Here is a 14966-nt window from a genome sequence, read left to right as displayed (position 1 = left end):
AAGCTCGTAGCCTCATTACTCCCTCCTCGTTACAGGTAATGCGATCGCAAGATGGGTCGCTTTGCCAACTAGGAGGAATAATGATCAAGAAGGTCGTCGCTGCTGCGACTGCCACCGGTGGGCTGGTTCTCGCGGGCGCGGGCCTGGCCGTCGCCGACTCGGGTGCTCAGGGTGTCGCCGCGCACTCCCCGGGCGTCCTGTCCGGCAACGTTGTCCAGGTGCCCGTTCACGTCCCGGTGAACGTCTGCGGCAACACGGTCTCCGTGATCGGGCTGCTGAACCCCGCCTTCGGCAACACCTGCATCAACAAGTGATGCTTTCCCCTCGCTGAGGGAAGTCCACAAGCCATCGGTCCCGGAGTGCGTGCCATGCGCTCCGGGACCGAACGCTTCTTTCGAGGAATTCGAGAAGCATTCGAGAATTCAAAAATTCGAGACAGGGTCGAAGGCAGGTATTCAGTAAATGCGACAGGTCACCCGCAAGGGTCTGATGACCGTGGCGGCCGCGACCGGCGTGATCGCCGCCGCGGGCGGCTCCGCGCACGCCGACTCGGGCGCCCAGGGCGCGGCGTCGGGTTCGCCCGGCGTGCTGTCCGGAAACTCCGTGCAGGCGCCGGTGTACGCGCCGGTCAACGTGTGCGGGAACACCGTCAACGTCGTCGGTGTCCTCAACCCGTCGGTGGGCAACTCCTGCGCCAACAAGGGCGGTGGATCGCCATCGGGGGGATACGGCGAACAGGGCGGCAAGGGCGGTCACGGCGGCTCCCACGCGGGCGGGCACGCCACCGGCTCACCCGGCGTCGGCTCCGGCAACCACGTCCAGGCGCCGGTCCACGTGCCGGTGAACGTCTGCGGCAACAGCGTCGACGTCATCGGCGTCGGCAACCCCAGCACGGGCAACGACTGCTCGAACGGCGGCGGCCACCACGGCACCCCGCCCGGCGGCGGCCACGAAACCCCGGGCGAACCCGGCGGCCCGGGCACCCCGGGGAACCCCGGCAACCCCGGCAACCCCGGTAACCCCGGCAACCCGGGGAACCCTGGGAACCCCGGCAACCCGGGGAACCCTGGCACCAACCCCGGCAACCCTGGCACCAACCCTGGCAACCCTGGCACCCCGGGCAACCCCGGTGAGCCCGGCCACCCCGGCACCCCGGGCACCCCGCCCGGCGCCGGCGGCCAGACCCCGGGCGGCTCCTCGCACGGCAACGAGCCGGGCGGCCGGTTCGTCACCCAGCCCCACGGCGAGGCCCAGCTCGCCAGCACCGGCAGCGACCTGCCGCTCGGCCTGGTCCTCCCGGCCGGCGCCGGGGCGCTGCTCGCCGGCGCGATCCTCTACCGCAAGGCGCGCGCCTCGGCCTGACCCCCCGCACAACGGAGCGGGCCCCGCCGACGCGGGGCCCGCTCCGTCATGTGTCTTCTTCTCGTGCTCCGTCGTCGCTCACCACGTGGCCCGCACCTGGCGGATGATCCGTCGGCGCAACCGCACCCTGCGGCTGCCGTCACGCAGCAGGCTCAGGCGGTACAACTCCCAGTGTCCGTACTCCGCGTGGTCCGTCAGCAGACGTGCCGTTTCCTTACGGGAGACCCCGCGCGGCACGTACACGTCGACAAATTCGTATTCCGGCATCGCATCTATTGTGCGGGCTGGGCCCCGGTACGGATAGCGTCTGCACTATGTCTGATGCTGCGCAGCCCACCGCTGCCGAGGTACGCGCCGCCGCCGAGGCGGTCAAGACCGCGCTCGACCGCCACCTGGCCGCGGTCGAACGCAGGTCGGGGGAGGACGACCCGGCCGTGTTCGAGGCGTTCAACCAGCTGGCCGCGGCCGCAGAGGTGTACGACGAACTGCTCTACGACCGCTACGACGAGGTCACACCCTTCGAGATCCCCGGCGCCGAGGACGCCCTGCCCCCGTACACCGGACCAGAGGAACCGAACGCGCTGAGCGTACTGATCCGTCGCGACTACGCCGTCGCCGAACCGCAGCGTCTGCTCGCCCAGGCGCAGCGGATCGAGGCCGTGGAGGGGGACGAGGGCTCTCCGGCCTCCGGGACGGTGCACGGGGCGCTCGGACTGCTCTTCGGGGAGTTCGAGCCCGACGAGATCGCCTCCCGGCACAAGGAGTTCGGGCTGGAGGAGGGCGACTCCACGCTCTGGGTGACGGCGGCGGACGAACCGGCCGAGCCCGGCGAGTGGCTGGAGGCACCGTTCGAGCAGGTCGATCCACAGCAGGTGGTCTGCCGCTTCGACGTCAGCGCCGTCTTCGACGACGAGATCGACGACGTCGACGAGGACGAGGACGACGACGGCGACGAGGGCGACGGTTTCGAGGACGACCTCGCCGGCGACCTGGACGAGGATCTGGAGCCGCTGGACGGGGACCGCCGCTGAGCGCACACGTCGGCGACCACGGAGGCGGGGGTCAGGGGCCGGGTCCTGACCCCCGCGCCCGTCAGTCGCCGCTGATCTGAGGTGCGAGCAGCACCGGAAGCCGGGTCGTGCGCGGCTTAGCCGGGACCTCGGCCACGGCACGCGGCAGCGCCTGCTCCACCCCGTGCACCACCGACAGATGCCGGTCGGCCCGCCCGAACGCCGTGTACACCCAGGGCCGGCTGAGCGCCTGCGCCGCATCGCCGGGCAGCACCACGACCACCGCGGGCCACCGGCTCCCCACAGCCTGGTGCGCGGTCAGCGCCCACCCGTGCCGTACCGCCTGCTCCACCCGCTCCTTCGGGACGACGACGTTCTCGCCCTCGCACGACAGGTGCAGTCCCTCGGCGTCCGCGGTCACCACCCGGCCCGGCAGCGCACGGCCGGGAACGGGGGAGTAGACGATCCGGTCACCGGGGTCGAAGCCGCCGAAGCGGCCCGGGCCCGGATTGAGCCGCTCCTTCAGGGCGGCGTTCAGCACCCGCGTCCCCACGGCCCCGCCGTGCCCGGGGGTGATCACCTGTGTCTCCGCGGCCGGCACACCGATCGCCCGCGGCACCGAGTCCACGACGAGCTGCACCGTCCGGTGCACGGCCTCGCCCGCGTCCCGCACCGGCACGATCACGATCTCCTTGCCGGGGGCCTCGACCTGGTTCAGCTCGCCGACGCCGACACCGGAGACCAGCTCCCCCAGCGGCCCGGGATCCGGCCGCCGCGAGGCCACCTGCGGGCAGATCCGCGCCGCGAGCAGATCCGCGAACACCCGGCCCGGCCCCACCGACCACAACACCGCCGGATCGCCCGACAGGACCAGGCGTGCCCCGTCCGGCATCGACTCGGTCAGCAGGGCCGCCGTCTCGACGTCCAACTGGGGTGCGTCGAGTACGACGAGCAGGTCGAGATCGAGGACACCGTCCGCGTCCCGGCCGGGACCTTCGCGGCCGGCGAGCAGGCCGGAGACGGTGGCGACGGGGGGTGCGGCGCCCATCGGACCGTCGGCCGTCGTGGGCCGGTCCGGTGCGTCCCCGGCGGACCGCGTGACGCTGTCCGAGGAGCCGCGCGCGCCCGGCTGCCGGGAGGCGTCAGCCGCCTCGCCCGCGGGCCCACCGGCGCGCCCCAGCAGGGCCGCGAAACGGGTGCGGCCGATCGGGCCGTGCGTGGCCGCCCAGGCCCGCAGCCCGAACGACCGCGCGGCGTCCAGCAGCGCCGCGGGCTCGGCCAGGGACGCCTCCCCGCCGGTGTGCAGTACCAGGCCCTGACCGGCCACCGCACGGATCAGCTCCGCCGTGGACCCCTGGGCCGCCGCGGCGGCCCGCTCCCAGTCCGCTGCCGAACCGTCCTGCTTGGGCGTCGAGTTGACCAGCCGGGCCAGGCCGTCGGCGAGGCTCTCCTCCGCCAGCGCGTACCGCTCCAGACCGACCAGGACGCGGACCGGACGCTCCTCGTCCTCCAGCGTGTCGTCCTCGTCGGCGGCCCGGGCCGGGGCACCGGCCTCCTCCAGGGCGTCCTGGAAGACCAGGGCCTCGCCCTCCGCGATCGCGCCCTGCACGGCACCGTCGGGTTCCGGCACGCCGCGCTGCGCCAGGGCCGCGAGGAGCGCCGGCATCTCCAGGGCGGTGTGCCCGGCCAGCGCCGCCTGCTCCAGGAGCCAGCCGGTGACGGCCCGGCCGCGCCGCTCGTCGTCCGGGCCGCACTCGGCACCGAGAAGCGCCCGGGCGAAACCGTCGGCCTGCTCGGGGCGCACGCCCGGGATCCGCAGCAACTGCCAGGGGTCGGCCCGCAGCTGCGCGTCCGCACCCTCGCCCAGGGCCGCGGCCACCTGGGGCGCGAGCACTTCCGGGGCGCCGCCCTCGCCGAGTACCCGCCGGACGGCCTGGACCGCCTCCGGTGCGGGCACCGCCTGCGTGGCGACCGGCTCGGGCGGCACCGGCTGCGGCCGCCGCTCCGGCTCGGGGGCGGAGCGGCGGGGGGCGGGCCGGGGCTCTTCGAAGACCGGGGCCACCGACTTCTCGCCGCTCTCGACGGCCCGTACGGCCGCGAGCAGATCGGCGGCCTTGCCGCTCAGCTTGGTGCCGCTGCGGATCGGCCCCTTCTTCTCGGCCTTGCGCTGCTCGATGCGCTCCCGCTCGATCTGCTGCGCCCGAAGCTCGGCCTCCGCCTCGGAAACCTGCCCGCCGTCAGCGGCATCACCACCTGCGTCGCCACCCTCCGCCCCGGCAGACTGCCCGTCCCCGGCGCCCACGCTCTCTTCTTCGGCAGACTGCCCGGCTCTCGCGCCAGTGCCCTCCGTCGCGGCCGTCTGCTCGGCCCCCGCGTCGCTGCCCTCCGTCTCGGCCGTCTGCTTCGCCCCCGTGTCACCGCCCCCTGAGTCGGGCGTCTGCTCGGGGTCGGGGGCGTCGCCGCTCCCGGTCCTGTCGGCCTTCGCAGCCTGTGCGGCCTCGGCGCCCGGCGTCCCCGGCTCGGTGTCCTCCCTGGTCTCGGGCTCCGTGCTCACAGCGTGCTCCAGTCGTGATCGGGATAGCGGTGCACGGGCGCCGACACATCGTCGAGCGCCCGGCAGATCTCGTCAGGAAGACTAAGGGTCTCCACTGACAACGCCGCCGTGAGCTGCTGCGCGTTGCGCGCGCCGACGATCGGGGCGGTCACGCCGGGCCGGTCGCGCACCCACGCCAGGGCCACCTGGAGCGGCGTCACCGCGAGCCCGTCGGCCGCGGTGGTCACGGCGTCCACGATGCGGCTCGCCGTGTCGTCGAGGTACGGCGCGACGAAGGGCGCCAGGTGCTCGGAGGCACCGCGAGAATCCGGCGGCATCGCGTCGCCCCGGTACTTGCCCGTCAGCACGCCGCGCCCGAGCGGCGAGGAGGGCAGCAGGCCTATCCCCAGGTCCATCGCGGCCGGCAGCACCTCCCGCTCCACTCCGCGCTGCAGCAGGGAGTACTCCAGCTGCGTCCCGGCCAGCCGGGTCCGGATGCCCGGGGCCGCCAGCTGCCAGGTCGCGGCCTTGGCCAGCTGCCAGCCGCAGAAGTTGGAGACGGCCGCGTAGCGCGCACGCCCGCTGGAGACCGCCAGGTCGAGTGCCTGGAGGGTCTCCTCCAGCGGGGTCTCCGGGTCGAAGGCGTGCACGTGCCACAGGTCGACGTAGTCCGTGCCGAGCCGGGTGAGCGAGGCGTCCAGCGCGGAGAGCAGATGGCCGCGGGAGCCGTCGAAACGGCGGTCGGGGTCGGGCACGCTGCCGGCCTTGGTCGAGACGACCAGGTCCCGGCGGGGCACCAGCCCTTCCATGAGCCTGCCGAGCAGGTACTCGGCCTCGCCGTCCCCGTACACGTCCGCGGTGTCGACGAGGGTCCCGCCCGCTTCCCAGAAGGTCTTCATCAGGTCCGCGGCGTCGTGCTCGTCGGTGTCCCGCCCCCAGGTCAGGGTGCCGAGCCCGATGCGGGACACACGAAGGCCGGTGCGGCCGAGATGCCTCTGCTCCATGAACGCCGAGATTACTGGCCAGAACCTACGGTGTGAGTGGCCGCGGACGACGGATTTCCGGAGGCGGCCGCCCGGTCGTCCCACACCACCCGCCCGCCGCCGCCCCAGGTGGGCACCCCGCGCTCGGGCACCGCCCGCCCGCCACCGCCCTCGATCGCCACCGGCCGTTCGGGCACCGACCGCCTCCGCCGCCCTCGGTCAGCACCTCCCGTCCCACACCGGCAACCCTTGTTGGCGCCCGCGGTCCGGCTCACCACGGCCGCTGCGCAGCCCGCCAGTACCCGGCCTCGTCGGTGGAGAAGGAGCCGAGGACGTCCTTGGAGTCCTCGAGGATCGCTGCGGCCGCCGCCCGGAGGCCCAGGGGGAGTACTCGCTTCACCCTTGCCTCTCCGTCCAACGCGTCGGCGGCGGCCGTATCCGTCCCCCCGGCCCGCGCGCTAGGGTGCCCGCACAGGCACGTTACTGATCAGTAAGGGGATGTGGCATGCAGCTCGGTATCAACCTCGGCTACTGGGGTGCCGGAATGGACGCGGACAACCTGGCCGTCGCCCAGGAGGCCGACCGTCTCGGCTACGCCGTCTGCTGGGCCGCCGAGGCCTACGGCTCCGACGCCGCCACCGTGCTGAGCTGGGTCGCCGCCCAGACCGAGCGCATCGACGTCGGCTCGGCGATCTTCCAGATCCCGGCCCGCCAGCCCGCCATGACGGCCATGACCGCCGCCACCCTCGACTCCCTCTCCGGCGGCCGCTTCCGCCTCGGCCTCGGTGTCTCGGGCCCGCAGGTCTCCGAGGGCTGGTACGGCGTCAAGTTCGACAAGCCGCTCGCCCGCACCCGCGAGTACGTCGAGATCGTCCGCAAGGCCATGACCCGCGAGCGCCTGTCCTACGAAGGACAGCACTGGACGCTGCCCCTGCCCGGCGGCCCCGGCAAGCCCATCAAGCTCACCGTGCACCCGCAGCGCGAGCACATCCCGCTGTACATCGCCGCGATCGGCCCGAAGAACCTCGAACAGACCGGCGAGATCGCCGACGGCGCCCTGCTGATCTTCCCCTCCGCCGAGCACCTGGAGGACACCACGATCACGCACCTGCGCGCCGGGCGCGAGAAGGCCGGCAAGACCCTCGACGGGTTCGACGTCTGCCCGACCCTGCCGCTCGCCGTCGGCGACGACAAGGACGTGACCGCGCTCGCCGACACCTTCCGCCCCTACACCGCCCTGTACGTCGGCGGCATGGGCAGCCCCAAGCAGAACTTCTACAACCAGCTCGCCCAGCGCATGGGCTACGAGCAGGAAGCCGCCGAGATCCAGAGCAAGTACCTCTCAGGCGACAAGCAGGGCGCCGCGGCCGCCGTACCGCACGACCTGATCGACAAGACGACCCTGCTCGGCTCCGTCGACCGGATCGCGGACCGGATGAAGGCCTACGCCGCGGCCGGGGTCACCACCCTGTCCCTCGCACCGGCGGGCTTCACGCTCGACGAGCGGCTCGCGTCCCTCAGGGCCGGCACGGAGGCCCTGGAGCGCGCCGGGCTCGCCTGAGCCGACCGGGAGTTTCACCGGCCGTGGTGGGGGCTCGGGGGTCTTCCCCGCCACGGCCGTCACGCGGAACAACGCGCCGGGGGCGCCCACGGTTACGGCACAGCGGCCTCTTCCCCCGTCCCGGGTCCCGCGGCCCCCGAGTCCTCCATTCGGCGGAGTTGTCCCTCACACCTGTTGCAGCGCCCCCCACCCCGCACTTGACTCGTTGTTCGCGGAACCCTGCGGAATGTCGCAGTACGCCCACGCGCGCGGGAGAGGTGCCCACGATGCTTTCGGCCAAGAGTCTGTTCCAGGAGATCCTCGACAACGACGAGTCCTTCGCCCTGTTCTGCTCCATCGCCGCGAGCGGTGAGTCCCAGGGCGGCTGGGAGAACGCCCGGATCGCCGCCCTCGTGCCCGAGGCCGAGCGGGAACTCGCCCCCAAGATCAGCCGGCACGGCGCCGACGAGGACAAGCACGGCCGCATCTTCAACGCCCTGATGAAGAAGCGGGGTCTCGCCCCCGTGCCGGTCCCGCCCGAGACCGACTACACCATGCTCCTGGAGAAGAACGGCATCGGCCTCGCGCACGATCAGCTGCGGCGCGACGAGCGGCTCACCGTCCAGGACATCGTCACCTACCTCTCGCACAGCAGGGTCACCGAGCAGCGTGCCTCGGAGCAGATGGACCTGCTCCGCAAGCACTTCGCCGACCACCCCGACATCGGCCGCGCGGTCAAGCAGATCTCCAACGACGAGGACAACCACCTCGCCTACTGCCACGAGGAGCTGCTGCGCTTCGCCTACGCGGGCCACGGCCGGGTCATCCAGCGCACCCTGCGCGACTGCGCGCTGGCCGAGATCCGGATCTACCGCGACGTCAGCCTCGCCGTCATGGCGGACATGGGCCGCATTCTCGGCTGGTCCAGGGCCAAGTCGGCCGTGCTCGCGGCCGGCATCCACGCCGTCTACGCCTACGAACGCCTGGGCGGCTGGCGCCGGATGGTGTCGCTGACGCCGCCCGAGCGCCGCAACGCCCTCGGCGGCCCCGCGACCCCGGAACCCGAGTTCGTCTGAACCGGCCCGGCTACAACCACCCCCGGCGCTTGAACAGCCGGAAGACCATGATCTCCAGGACGGTCATCAGGGCGATCAGCGCCGGATAGGACCAGACCCAGCGCAGCTCGGGCATGTGCTCGAAGTTCATGCCGTAGATCCCCGCGAACATCGTGGGGATCGCGGCCATGGCCGCCCACGCGGAGATCTTCCGCATGTCGTCGTTCTGCCGGACGCTCATCTGCGCGAGGTGCGCCGAGAGGATGTCCGACACCAGCCGGTCCAGGTTCTCCACGGACTCGTTCACGCGCGTGAGGTGATCGCTGACGTCACGGAAGAACGGCCGGGCCCGGTCGTCCACGAACGGCACGGTCACGCCGGTCGTCGCCGTGCCCGCCAGCCGGCTCATCGGCGGGGCCAGCGGCCCGGTCGCCCGGCGGAACTCCAGGACCTGCCGCTTGAAGTCGTAGATCCGGGACGCCGTGTTCCGTGAGCCCCCGCCGTCCGGCGAGAAGACCTCCGCTTCCAGACCCTCCAGGTCCGTCTGAAGTTCGGTCGCCACGTCCAGGTAGTGGTCGACGGTGGCGTCGGCGACCGCGTACAGCACGGCCGTGGGGCCTTTGCCGAGCAGCTCCGGCTCGTGCTCCAGCCGTTGCCGTACGGCCTTGAGCGGGGTGCCCTCGCCGTGCCGGACGGTCACCACGAACGAGTCGCCCAGGAAGATCATGATCTCGCCGGAGGAGACGGTGTCGCTCTCCGGCTCGTACGCCACCGGCTTGAGCACCACGAAGAGCGAGTCGTCGTACACCTCCAGCTTGGGCCGCTGGTGGGCCTTGAGGGCGTCCTCGACGGCCAGTGGGTGCAGCCCGAACTCCCGGGTCACATGCTCGAACTCGCTCTCGGTCGGCTCGTGCAGCCCGATCCACACGAACCCGCCCGCCGTGCGGGCCTCACCCAGGGCGTCGGAGAGGTCCTCGGGCCCTTCCGACCGCTGTCCTTCGCGGTAGATGGCACAGTCGACGATCACGAAGGAACTCTCCCGTCACTCGAACGACACCGCACGAACGCGTGCGCCTACGCTGGACCGCATGCCCACGCTGATCCTGGTCAGGCACGGACGCTCCACCGCCAACACCGAGGGACTCCTCGCCGGCTGGACGCCCGGCGTCGCCCTCGACGAACGCGGCGCCGCACAGGCCGCCGCGCTCCCCGGGCGGCTGGCCGAACTGCCCCTCGCCGAAATCGTCACCAGCCCGCTCCAGCGCTGCCAGGAGACCGTCCGGCCGCTGCTGGAGGCCCGGCCCGGACTGAGCCCGCACACCGACGAACGCATCGGCGAGTGCCACTACGGCGACTGGTCCGGACGCAAGCTCGCCGAGCTCAAGGACGAGCCCCTGATGGAGGTGGTGCAGGCGCACCCCTCCGCCGCGGCGTTCCCCGGAGGCGAGTCGATGCGGTCCATGCAGACCCGCGCCGCCGAGGCCGTACACGAGTGGAACGCGCGCGTGGAGCGCGACCACGGCGCCGACGCCGTCTACCTGATGTGCTCGCACGGCGACATCATCAAGTCGCTCGTCGCGGACGCCCTCGGACTTCACTTGGACCTCTTCCAGCGGATTTCCGTTGAACCGTGTTCCATCACCGCGATCCGCTACACCCGGCTGCGGCCGTTTCTCGTCCGCCTCGGCGACACCGGTGACTTCACGTCCCTCGTGCCGCGCGAAGAGCCGCCGGCCGGCGAGGCCGAAGTCGGGGGTGGTGCGGGCGCACCGTGATCGTTCGCCGCAGTAGGGTGAAGCGGTCGCAGCAGTGCCGTGGTCACACGGTTCCCACGATTCCAATGGAGACAGGACGTGTCCCGTCAGGTGTTCCTCTACGACCATCCGGAGCGTTTCGTGGCCGGTACGGTCGGACTGCCCGGGCGCCGTTCGTTCTTCCTCCAGGCCTCCGCCGGCTCCCGGGTGACCAGCGTGGCCCTGGAGAAGACCCAGGTCGCCGCCCTGGCCGAGCGCATGGACGAACTGCTCGACGAGGTCGTACGCCGTAGCGGGGGCAGCGCCCACGTCCCCGCGGTCGCACCCTCGGACACCGACACCGCGCCGCTGGACACCCCCATCGAGGAGGAGTTCCGGGTCGGCACCATGGCGCTGGCCTGGGACGGCGACGAGCAGCTCATGATCGTCGAGGCGCAGGCGCTCGTGGAGCTCGACGCGGAATCCGAGGAGGACCTCGCCGAAGCCGAGGAGCGACTGCTCCAGGACGAGGAGAACGGCCCGCCGATGCTGCGGGTCCGGCTCACCGGCGCGCAGGCCAGGGCCTTCGCCAAACGCGCCCTCGACGTCGTCAACGCCGGACGGCCGCCGTGCCCGCTGTGCAGCCTCCCGCTCGACCCGGAAGGACACGTATGTCCGCGCCAGAACGGATACCGCCGCGGAGCGTGACACCTCCCGCGCACGCCGCCGAGCTGCTCGCCCGGGGTGAACTGACCGTACGCGGACGCATCCGTGAGGCCTCCAACGCGGCCCTGTACTGCACGGTGTCGTACGACGGCGAGGACGCGGCCTGTGTCTACAAGCCGGTCGCGGGGGAGCGGCCCCTGTGGGACTTCCCCGACGGGACGCTGGCCCAGCGTGAGGTCGCCGCGTACGCGGTCTCCGAGGCGACCGGCTGGGGCCTGGTGCCGCCCACCGTGCTGCGCGACGGCCCGTACGGCGAGGGCATGTGCCAGCTGTGGGTCGAGGTGACCCCCGAGGCGGAACTCCTCGCCCTGGTCGACGGCGAGGAACCGGAGCCGGGCTGGAAGGCGATCGGCTTCGCCGAGGTCGGCGAGGGACGCACCGCGCTCCTCGTGCACGCCGACGACGAGCGGCTGCGGCGGCTCGCGGTCCTCGACGCCGTCATCAACAACGCCGACCGCAAGGGCGGACACCTGCTGCCCACCGGTGAGGGACGGCTGTACGGCATCGACCACGGGGTCACGTTCAACGCCGAGAACAAGCTGCGGACCCTGTTGTGGGGCTGGGCGGGGGAGCCCCTCACCCAGGAGGCGACCGACGTCCTGGAAGGCCTCAGGAAGGACCTCGCCGAGGGCGGGGCGCTCGCCGCGCGGCTCGAACCGCTGATCACCGGCGCCGAGATCGACGCCACCCGCGCGCGGGTCGGGGCGCTCCTCGCCGCGGGGACCCACCCCGAGCCGAGCGGGGAATGGCCGGCGATTCCCTGGCCACCCGTGTAGCAGCACAGTCGCCGGATCACCGCAAGAGCGCCTTCTCGGCCGAGTGGACCGCTCCCATTCGTATACGGAACTCCAGTCCGGTTAGGCTCAAGGCATGCATGCCTGGCCCGCTTCCGAGGTCCCCGCCCTGCCTGGTCAGGGCCGCGACCTGAGGATCCACGACACCGCGACCGGCGGCCTGGTCACCCTCGACCCCGGTCCCGTCGCCCGTATCTACGTCTGTGGCATCACCCCGTACGACGCCACACACCTGGGACACGCGGCGACGTACAACGCGTTCGACCTCGTGCAGCGCGTGTGGCTCGACACCAAGCGGCAGGTTCACTACGTCCAGAACGTCACCGACGTCGACGATCCGCTCCTGGAGCGGGCCCAGCGTGACGGCGTCGACTGGGTCGCGCTCGCCGAGAAGGAGACGGCCCTCTTCCGCGAGGACATGACGGCGCTGCGGATGCTCCCGCCGCGCCAGTACATAGGCGCCGTCGAGGCCATACCCGGGATCGTCCCGCTCGTCGAGCGGCTCCGGGACGCCGGCGCGGCCTACGAGCTGGACGGGGACGTCTACTTCTCCGTCGAGTCCGACCCGCACTTCGGCACGGTCTCGAACCTCGACGCCGCGGCGATGCGGCTGCTGTCCGCCGAGCGCGGCGGCGACCCCGACCGCCCCGGCAAGAAGAACCCGCTCGACCCGATGCTGTGGATGGCGGCCCGTGAGGGCGAACCCAGCTGGGACGGCGGCTCGCTGGGCCGCGGACGCCCCGGCTGGCACATCGAGTGCGTGGCCATCGCCCTCGACCACCTGGGCATGGGCTTCGACATCCAGGGCGGCGGCTCCGATCTCGCCTTCCCGCACCACGAGATGGGCGCCTCGCACGCCCAGGTCCTCACCGGCGAGTACCCCATGGCCAAGGCGTACGTGCACGCCGGCATGGTCGCCCTGGACGGCGAGAAGATGTCCAAGTCCAAGGGCAACCTGGTGTTCGTCTCCAAGCTCCGGCACGACGGCGTCGACCCGGCCGCCATCCGGCTCACGCTGCTCGCCAACCACTACCGCGCCGACTGGGAGTACACCGACCAGGTCCTCCAGGACGCCGTCGCGCGGCTCGGCCGCTGGCGGGCCGCCGTGTCCCGGCCCGACGGGCCGCCGGCGGAGGCCCTCGTCGACGAGATCCGCGCGGCCCTCGCGAACGACCTCGACGCCCCGGCCGCGCTCGCCGCGGTCGACCGCTGGGTGGAGCTCCAGGAGCGCAGCGGCGGCACGGACATCGGCGCACCGGGGGTCGTCTCCCGGGCCGTGGACGCGCTGCTGGGCGTGGCGCTGTGACGAGAAGCGCGCACGGCACAGAGGTATAGCAGCACGCACAGGGGCGTCTCCCGTTCGGGAGACGCCCCTGTGCGTATGCGGCGGTGTGGCTCAGTCCTCCGACGACTCGTCGTCGTCCGTGCCCGGTTTGGGAGGCTTCGGCGGACGGGTGCGGCCACTGGGGTTGTCCCGCAGGTACGACGTGCTGTCGCTGCCGTCGGCCGTGGCGTGACCGCCGGGCGCGGGCGGCCCGCCGCCGTCGTGGCGCCGCAGATAGCGCTCGAACTCCCGGGCGATGGCCTCCCCGGACGCCTCCGGCAGCTCGGCGGTGTCCCGGGCCTCCTCCAGCGACTGGACGTACTCGGCGACCTCGCTGTCCTCGGCGGCCAGCTGGTCCACGCCGACCTGCCAGGCGCGCGCGTCCTCGGGCAGCTCGCCCAGCGGGATGCGCACGTCGATCAGGTCCTCCAGGCGGTTCAGCAGGGCCATCGTGGCCTTGGGGTTCGGCGGCTGCGACACGTAGTGCGGCACCGCCGCCCACAGCGAGACGGCCGGGACACCCGCGTGCGTGCAGGCCTCCTGGAGGACGCCGACGATGCCCGTGGGGCCCTCGTACTTGGTCTCCTCCAGGTCCATGCGGCGGGCCAGGTCCGGGTCGGACGTCGTGCCGCTGATGGGAACCGGACGGGTGTGCGGGGTGTCACCGAGCAGGGCGCCCAGGACGACCACCAGTTCCACGCCCAGTTCGTGTGCGAAGCCCAGCAGTTCGTTGCAGAACGAGCGCCAGCGCATGGACGGCTCGATGCCCCGCACCAGGACGAGGTCGCGCGGCTTCTCCCCGCCGACCCGGACCACCGACAGCCTGGTCGTGGGCCAGGTGATCTTGCGGACGCCCGCTTCCATGAACACCGTGGGGCGGTTGACCTGGAAGTCGTAGTAGTCCTCGGCGTCCAGCGCCGCGAACACCTCGCCCTTCCATTCCCTGTCCAGATGCGCGACCGCGGTGGAGGCGGCGTCGCCGGCATCGTTCCAGCCCTCGAACGCGGCCACCATGACCGGGTCGACCAGCTCGGGAACCCCCTCGAGCTCGATCACCCAGCGCCTCCTTCCGACGTGCCCTCGCTTGACCACCCAACCTTACGGCGTGCCGCGGGGGCGCCCGCAGCCCCCTTGCAGGGGGAGTGACCCCATCACTGCCCCGCGATCCGCCCCTGAACACCCGCGACTCGCCCGAGCGGTCCGCGCGGCCCTGGTCACAGCGAGGAGCGCAGCCACTGCTCCACACTCGCGATGTGGACGGTCGCCCAGGAGCGTGCCGTCTCGGCGTCCCGGTCGCGCAGCGCGGCGAGGATCGCGCGGTGCTCGCGCAGGGTGCGGGCGACGGCGTCCTCCTGGGTGAGGCCGCGCCAGATGCGGGCGCGGGTCGTGGGGCCGGAGATCCCGTCGAGCAGTGAGCACAGCACGGAGTTGCCGGAGCTCTGCACGATGCCCCGGTGGAACTCCAGGTCGCAGGCGACCAGCTCCTCCACGGACGGGCTGTCGCCGAGCCTGTCCAGCTGGGCGGCGATCGCGTCCAGTTGCTGCTCACCGATGCGCAGCGCGGCCATGGCGGTCGCCGCCGGCTCCAGGATGCGACGTACGGCCAGGAACTCCAGGACCGTGTCGTCCCGGTGGAAGTCGACGACGAAGCTCATCGCCTGGAGCAGGAGTTGCGGGTCGAGGCTGGTGACGTACGTGCCGTCGCCCTGCCGTACGTCGAGGATGCGGATCAGCGACAGGGCGCGCACGGCCTCCCGCAGGGAGTTGCGCGACAACCCCAGGCCGGCGGCGAGTTCGCTCTCCCTGGGCAGCCGGTCACCCGGGCGCAGCGCGCCGGAGACGATCATCCCCTTGATCTTCTCGATCGCCTCGTCGGTGACTGCCATGGGGGCTCCCTGTGCGTTGA

Annotated in this window: 17 protein-coding genes; 9 read left to right on the top strand and 8 right to left on the bottom strand. The window is 72.3% G+C overall.

The window, feature by feature from the left end; genetic code table 11:
- Window positions 1–80: 80 nt before the first annotated feature.
- Complete coding sequence (chpH, locus tag ACFZDI_RS33205) at window positions 81–314, top strand: chaplin ChpH (protein WP_234847664.1); 234 nt, start codon at window positions 81–83, stop codon at window positions 312–314.
- Between the two features lie 148 nt (window positions 315–462).
- Complete coding sequence (locus ACFZDI_RS33200) at window positions 463–1362, top strand: chaplin family protein (RefSeq protein WP_391255716.1); 900 nt, start codon at window positions 463–465, stop codon at window positions 1360–1362.
- 78 nt (window positions 1363–1440) lie between these two features.
- Here ACFZDI_RS33200 and ACFZDI_RS33195 read toward each other — a convergent pair whose 3' ends face one another.
- Complete coding sequence (locus tag ACFZDI_RS33195) at window positions 1441–1629, bottom strand: DUF5703 family protein (protein WP_030244084.1); 189 nt, start codon at window positions 1627–1629, stop codon at window positions 1441–1443.
- A gap of 47 nt (window positions 1630–1676) precedes the next feature.
- On the opposite strand from ACFZDI_RS33195, the gene ACFZDI_RS33190 reads away from it, so the two are divergent.
- Window positions 1677–2393: a hypothetical protein gene (locus ACFZDI_RS33190; RefSeq protein ID WP_234847662.1), complete on the top strand. Its 717-nt coding sequence runs from the start codon at window positions 1677–1679 to the stop codon at window positions 2391–2393.
- Between the two features lie 61 nt (window positions 2394–2454).
- On the opposite strand, the gene ACFZDI_RS33185 is transcribed toward ACFZDI_RS33190, so the two are convergent.
- The 4 genes from ACFZDI_RS33185 to ACFZDI_RS33170 all read right to left on the bottom strand — a co-directional run bounded on the left by ACFZDI_RS33185 (window position 2455) and on the right by ACFZDI_RS33170 (window position 6288).
- Window positions 2455–4926, bottom strand: a complete 2472-nt coding sequence (locus ACFZDI_RS33185) for a helix-hairpin-helix domain-containing protein (protein ID WP_391255711.1) — start codon at window positions 4924–4926, stop codon at window positions 2455–2457.
- Window positions 4923–5909, bottom strand: a complete 987-nt coding sequence (locus tag ACFZDI_RS33180) for an aldo/keto reductase (RefSeq protein WP_391255708.1) — start codon at window positions 5907–5909, stop codon at window positions 4923–4925. The genes ACFZDI_RS33185 and ACFZDI_RS33180 overlap by 4 nt, the downstream gene beginning before the upstream one ends.
- An 11-nt stretch (window positions 5910–5920) precedes the next feature.
- Window positions 5921–6085 (bottom strand): hypothetical protein, encoded by a 165-nt coding sequence (locus ACFZDI_RS33175; RefSeq protein ID WP_391255706.1) that lies wholly within the window; start codon window positions 6083–6085, stop codon window positions 5921–5923.
- 74 nt (window positions 6086–6159) lie between these two features.
- Entirely contained in the window at window positions 6160–6288 is a 129-nt protein-coding gene (locus ACFZDI_RS33170; RefSeq protein ID WP_268839632.1) for a hypothetical protein, read from the bottom strand.
- A 105-nt stretch (window positions 6289–6393) separates the two neighbouring features.
- Here ACFZDI_RS33170 and ACFZDI_RS33165 point away from each other — a divergent pair, with 105 nt between their 5' ends.
- Entirely contained in the window at window positions 6394–7449 is a 1056-nt protein-coding gene (locus tag ACFZDI_RS33165; protein WP_234849455.1) for an LLM class F420-dependent oxidoreductase, read from the top strand.
- Between the two features lie 266 nt (window positions 7450–7715).
- Window positions 7716–8504 (top strand): ferritin-like domain-containing protein, encoded by a 789-nt coding sequence (locus tag ACFZDI_RS33160; RefSeq protein WP_391255701.1) that lies wholly within the window; start codon window positions 7716–7718, stop codon window positions 8502–8504.
- Window positions 8505–8514: 10 nt separating this feature from the next.
- Here ACFZDI_RS33160 and corA read toward each other — a convergent pair whose 3' ends face one another.
- Window positions 8515–9510 carry a magnesium/cobalt transporter CorA gene (gene corA, locus ACFZDI_RS33155; protein ID WP_391255698.1) on the bottom strand — a complete coding sequence of 332 codons (996 nt, stop codon included), beginning with the start codon at window positions 9508–9510 and terminating at the stop codon, window positions 8515–8517.
- Window positions 9511–9571: 61 nt separating this feature from the next.
- Here corA and ACFZDI_RS33150 point away from each other — a divergent pair, with 61 nt between their 5' ends.
- The 4 genes from ACFZDI_RS33150 (at window position 9572) to mshC (ending at window position 13042) form a co-directional block, all read left to right on the top strand.
- Window positions 9572–10258 carry a histidine phosphatase family protein gene (locus tag ACFZDI_RS33150; protein ID WP_234849452.1) on the top strand — a complete coding sequence of 229 codons (687 nt, stop codon included), beginning with the start codon at window positions 9572–9574 and terminating at the stop codon, window positions 10256–10258.
- Window positions 10259–10336: 78 nt separating this feature from the next.
- The gene (locus tag ACFZDI_RS33145) at window positions 10337–10924 is read left to right on the top strand and encodes a DUF3090 domain-containing protein (RefSeq protein ID WP_033311881.1); all 588 of its coding nucleotides are present in this window, start codon (window positions 10337–10339) and stop codon (window positions 10922–10924) included.
- Complete coding sequence (locus ACFZDI_RS33140; protein WP_234849451.1) at window positions 10888–11718, top strand: SCO1664 family protein; 831 nt, start codon at window positions 10888–10890, stop codon at window positions 11716–11718. The genes ACFZDI_RS33145 and ACFZDI_RS33140 overlap by 37 nt, the downstream gene beginning before the upstream one ends.
- A 94-nt stretch (window positions 11719–11812) precedes the next feature.
- A complete protein-coding gene (gene mshC, locus ACFZDI_RS33135; RefSeq protein WP_391255694.1) occupies window positions 11813–13042 on the top strand; it encodes a cysteine--1-D-myo-inosityl 2-amino-2-deoxy-alpha-D-glucopyranoside ligase in 1230 nt (409 codons plus the stop codon).
- Between the two features lie 90 nt (window positions 13043–13132).
- Here mshC and ACFZDI_RS33130 read toward each other — a convergent pair whose 3' ends face one another.
- Together ACFZDI_RS33130 and ACFZDI_RS33125 are read right to left on the bottom strand one after the other, a co-directional pair.
- A complete protein-coding gene (locus ACFZDI_RS33130) occupies window positions 13133–14116 on the bottom strand; it encodes a PAC2 family protein (protein WP_234849449.1) in 984 nt (327 codons plus the stop codon).
- A 158-nt stretch (window positions 14117–14274) separates the two neighbouring features.
- Window positions 14275–14946, bottom strand: a complete 672-nt coding sequence (locus ACFZDI_RS33125) for an FCD domain-containing protein (protein WP_391255691.1) — start codon at window positions 14944–14946, stop codon at window positions 14275–14277.
- Window positions 14947–14966 lie beyond the last annotated feature (20 nt).

The sequence above is a fragment of the Streptomyces sp. NPDC007907 genome (genome assembly GCF_042959365.1).
GTDB lineage: Bacteria > Actinomycetota > Actinomycetes > Streptomycetales > Streptomycetaceae > Streptomyces > Streptomyces indiaensis.
Note: the sequence above shows the minus strand (reverse complement) of the source record. Positions and strands in the feature narration are given on the sequence as shown.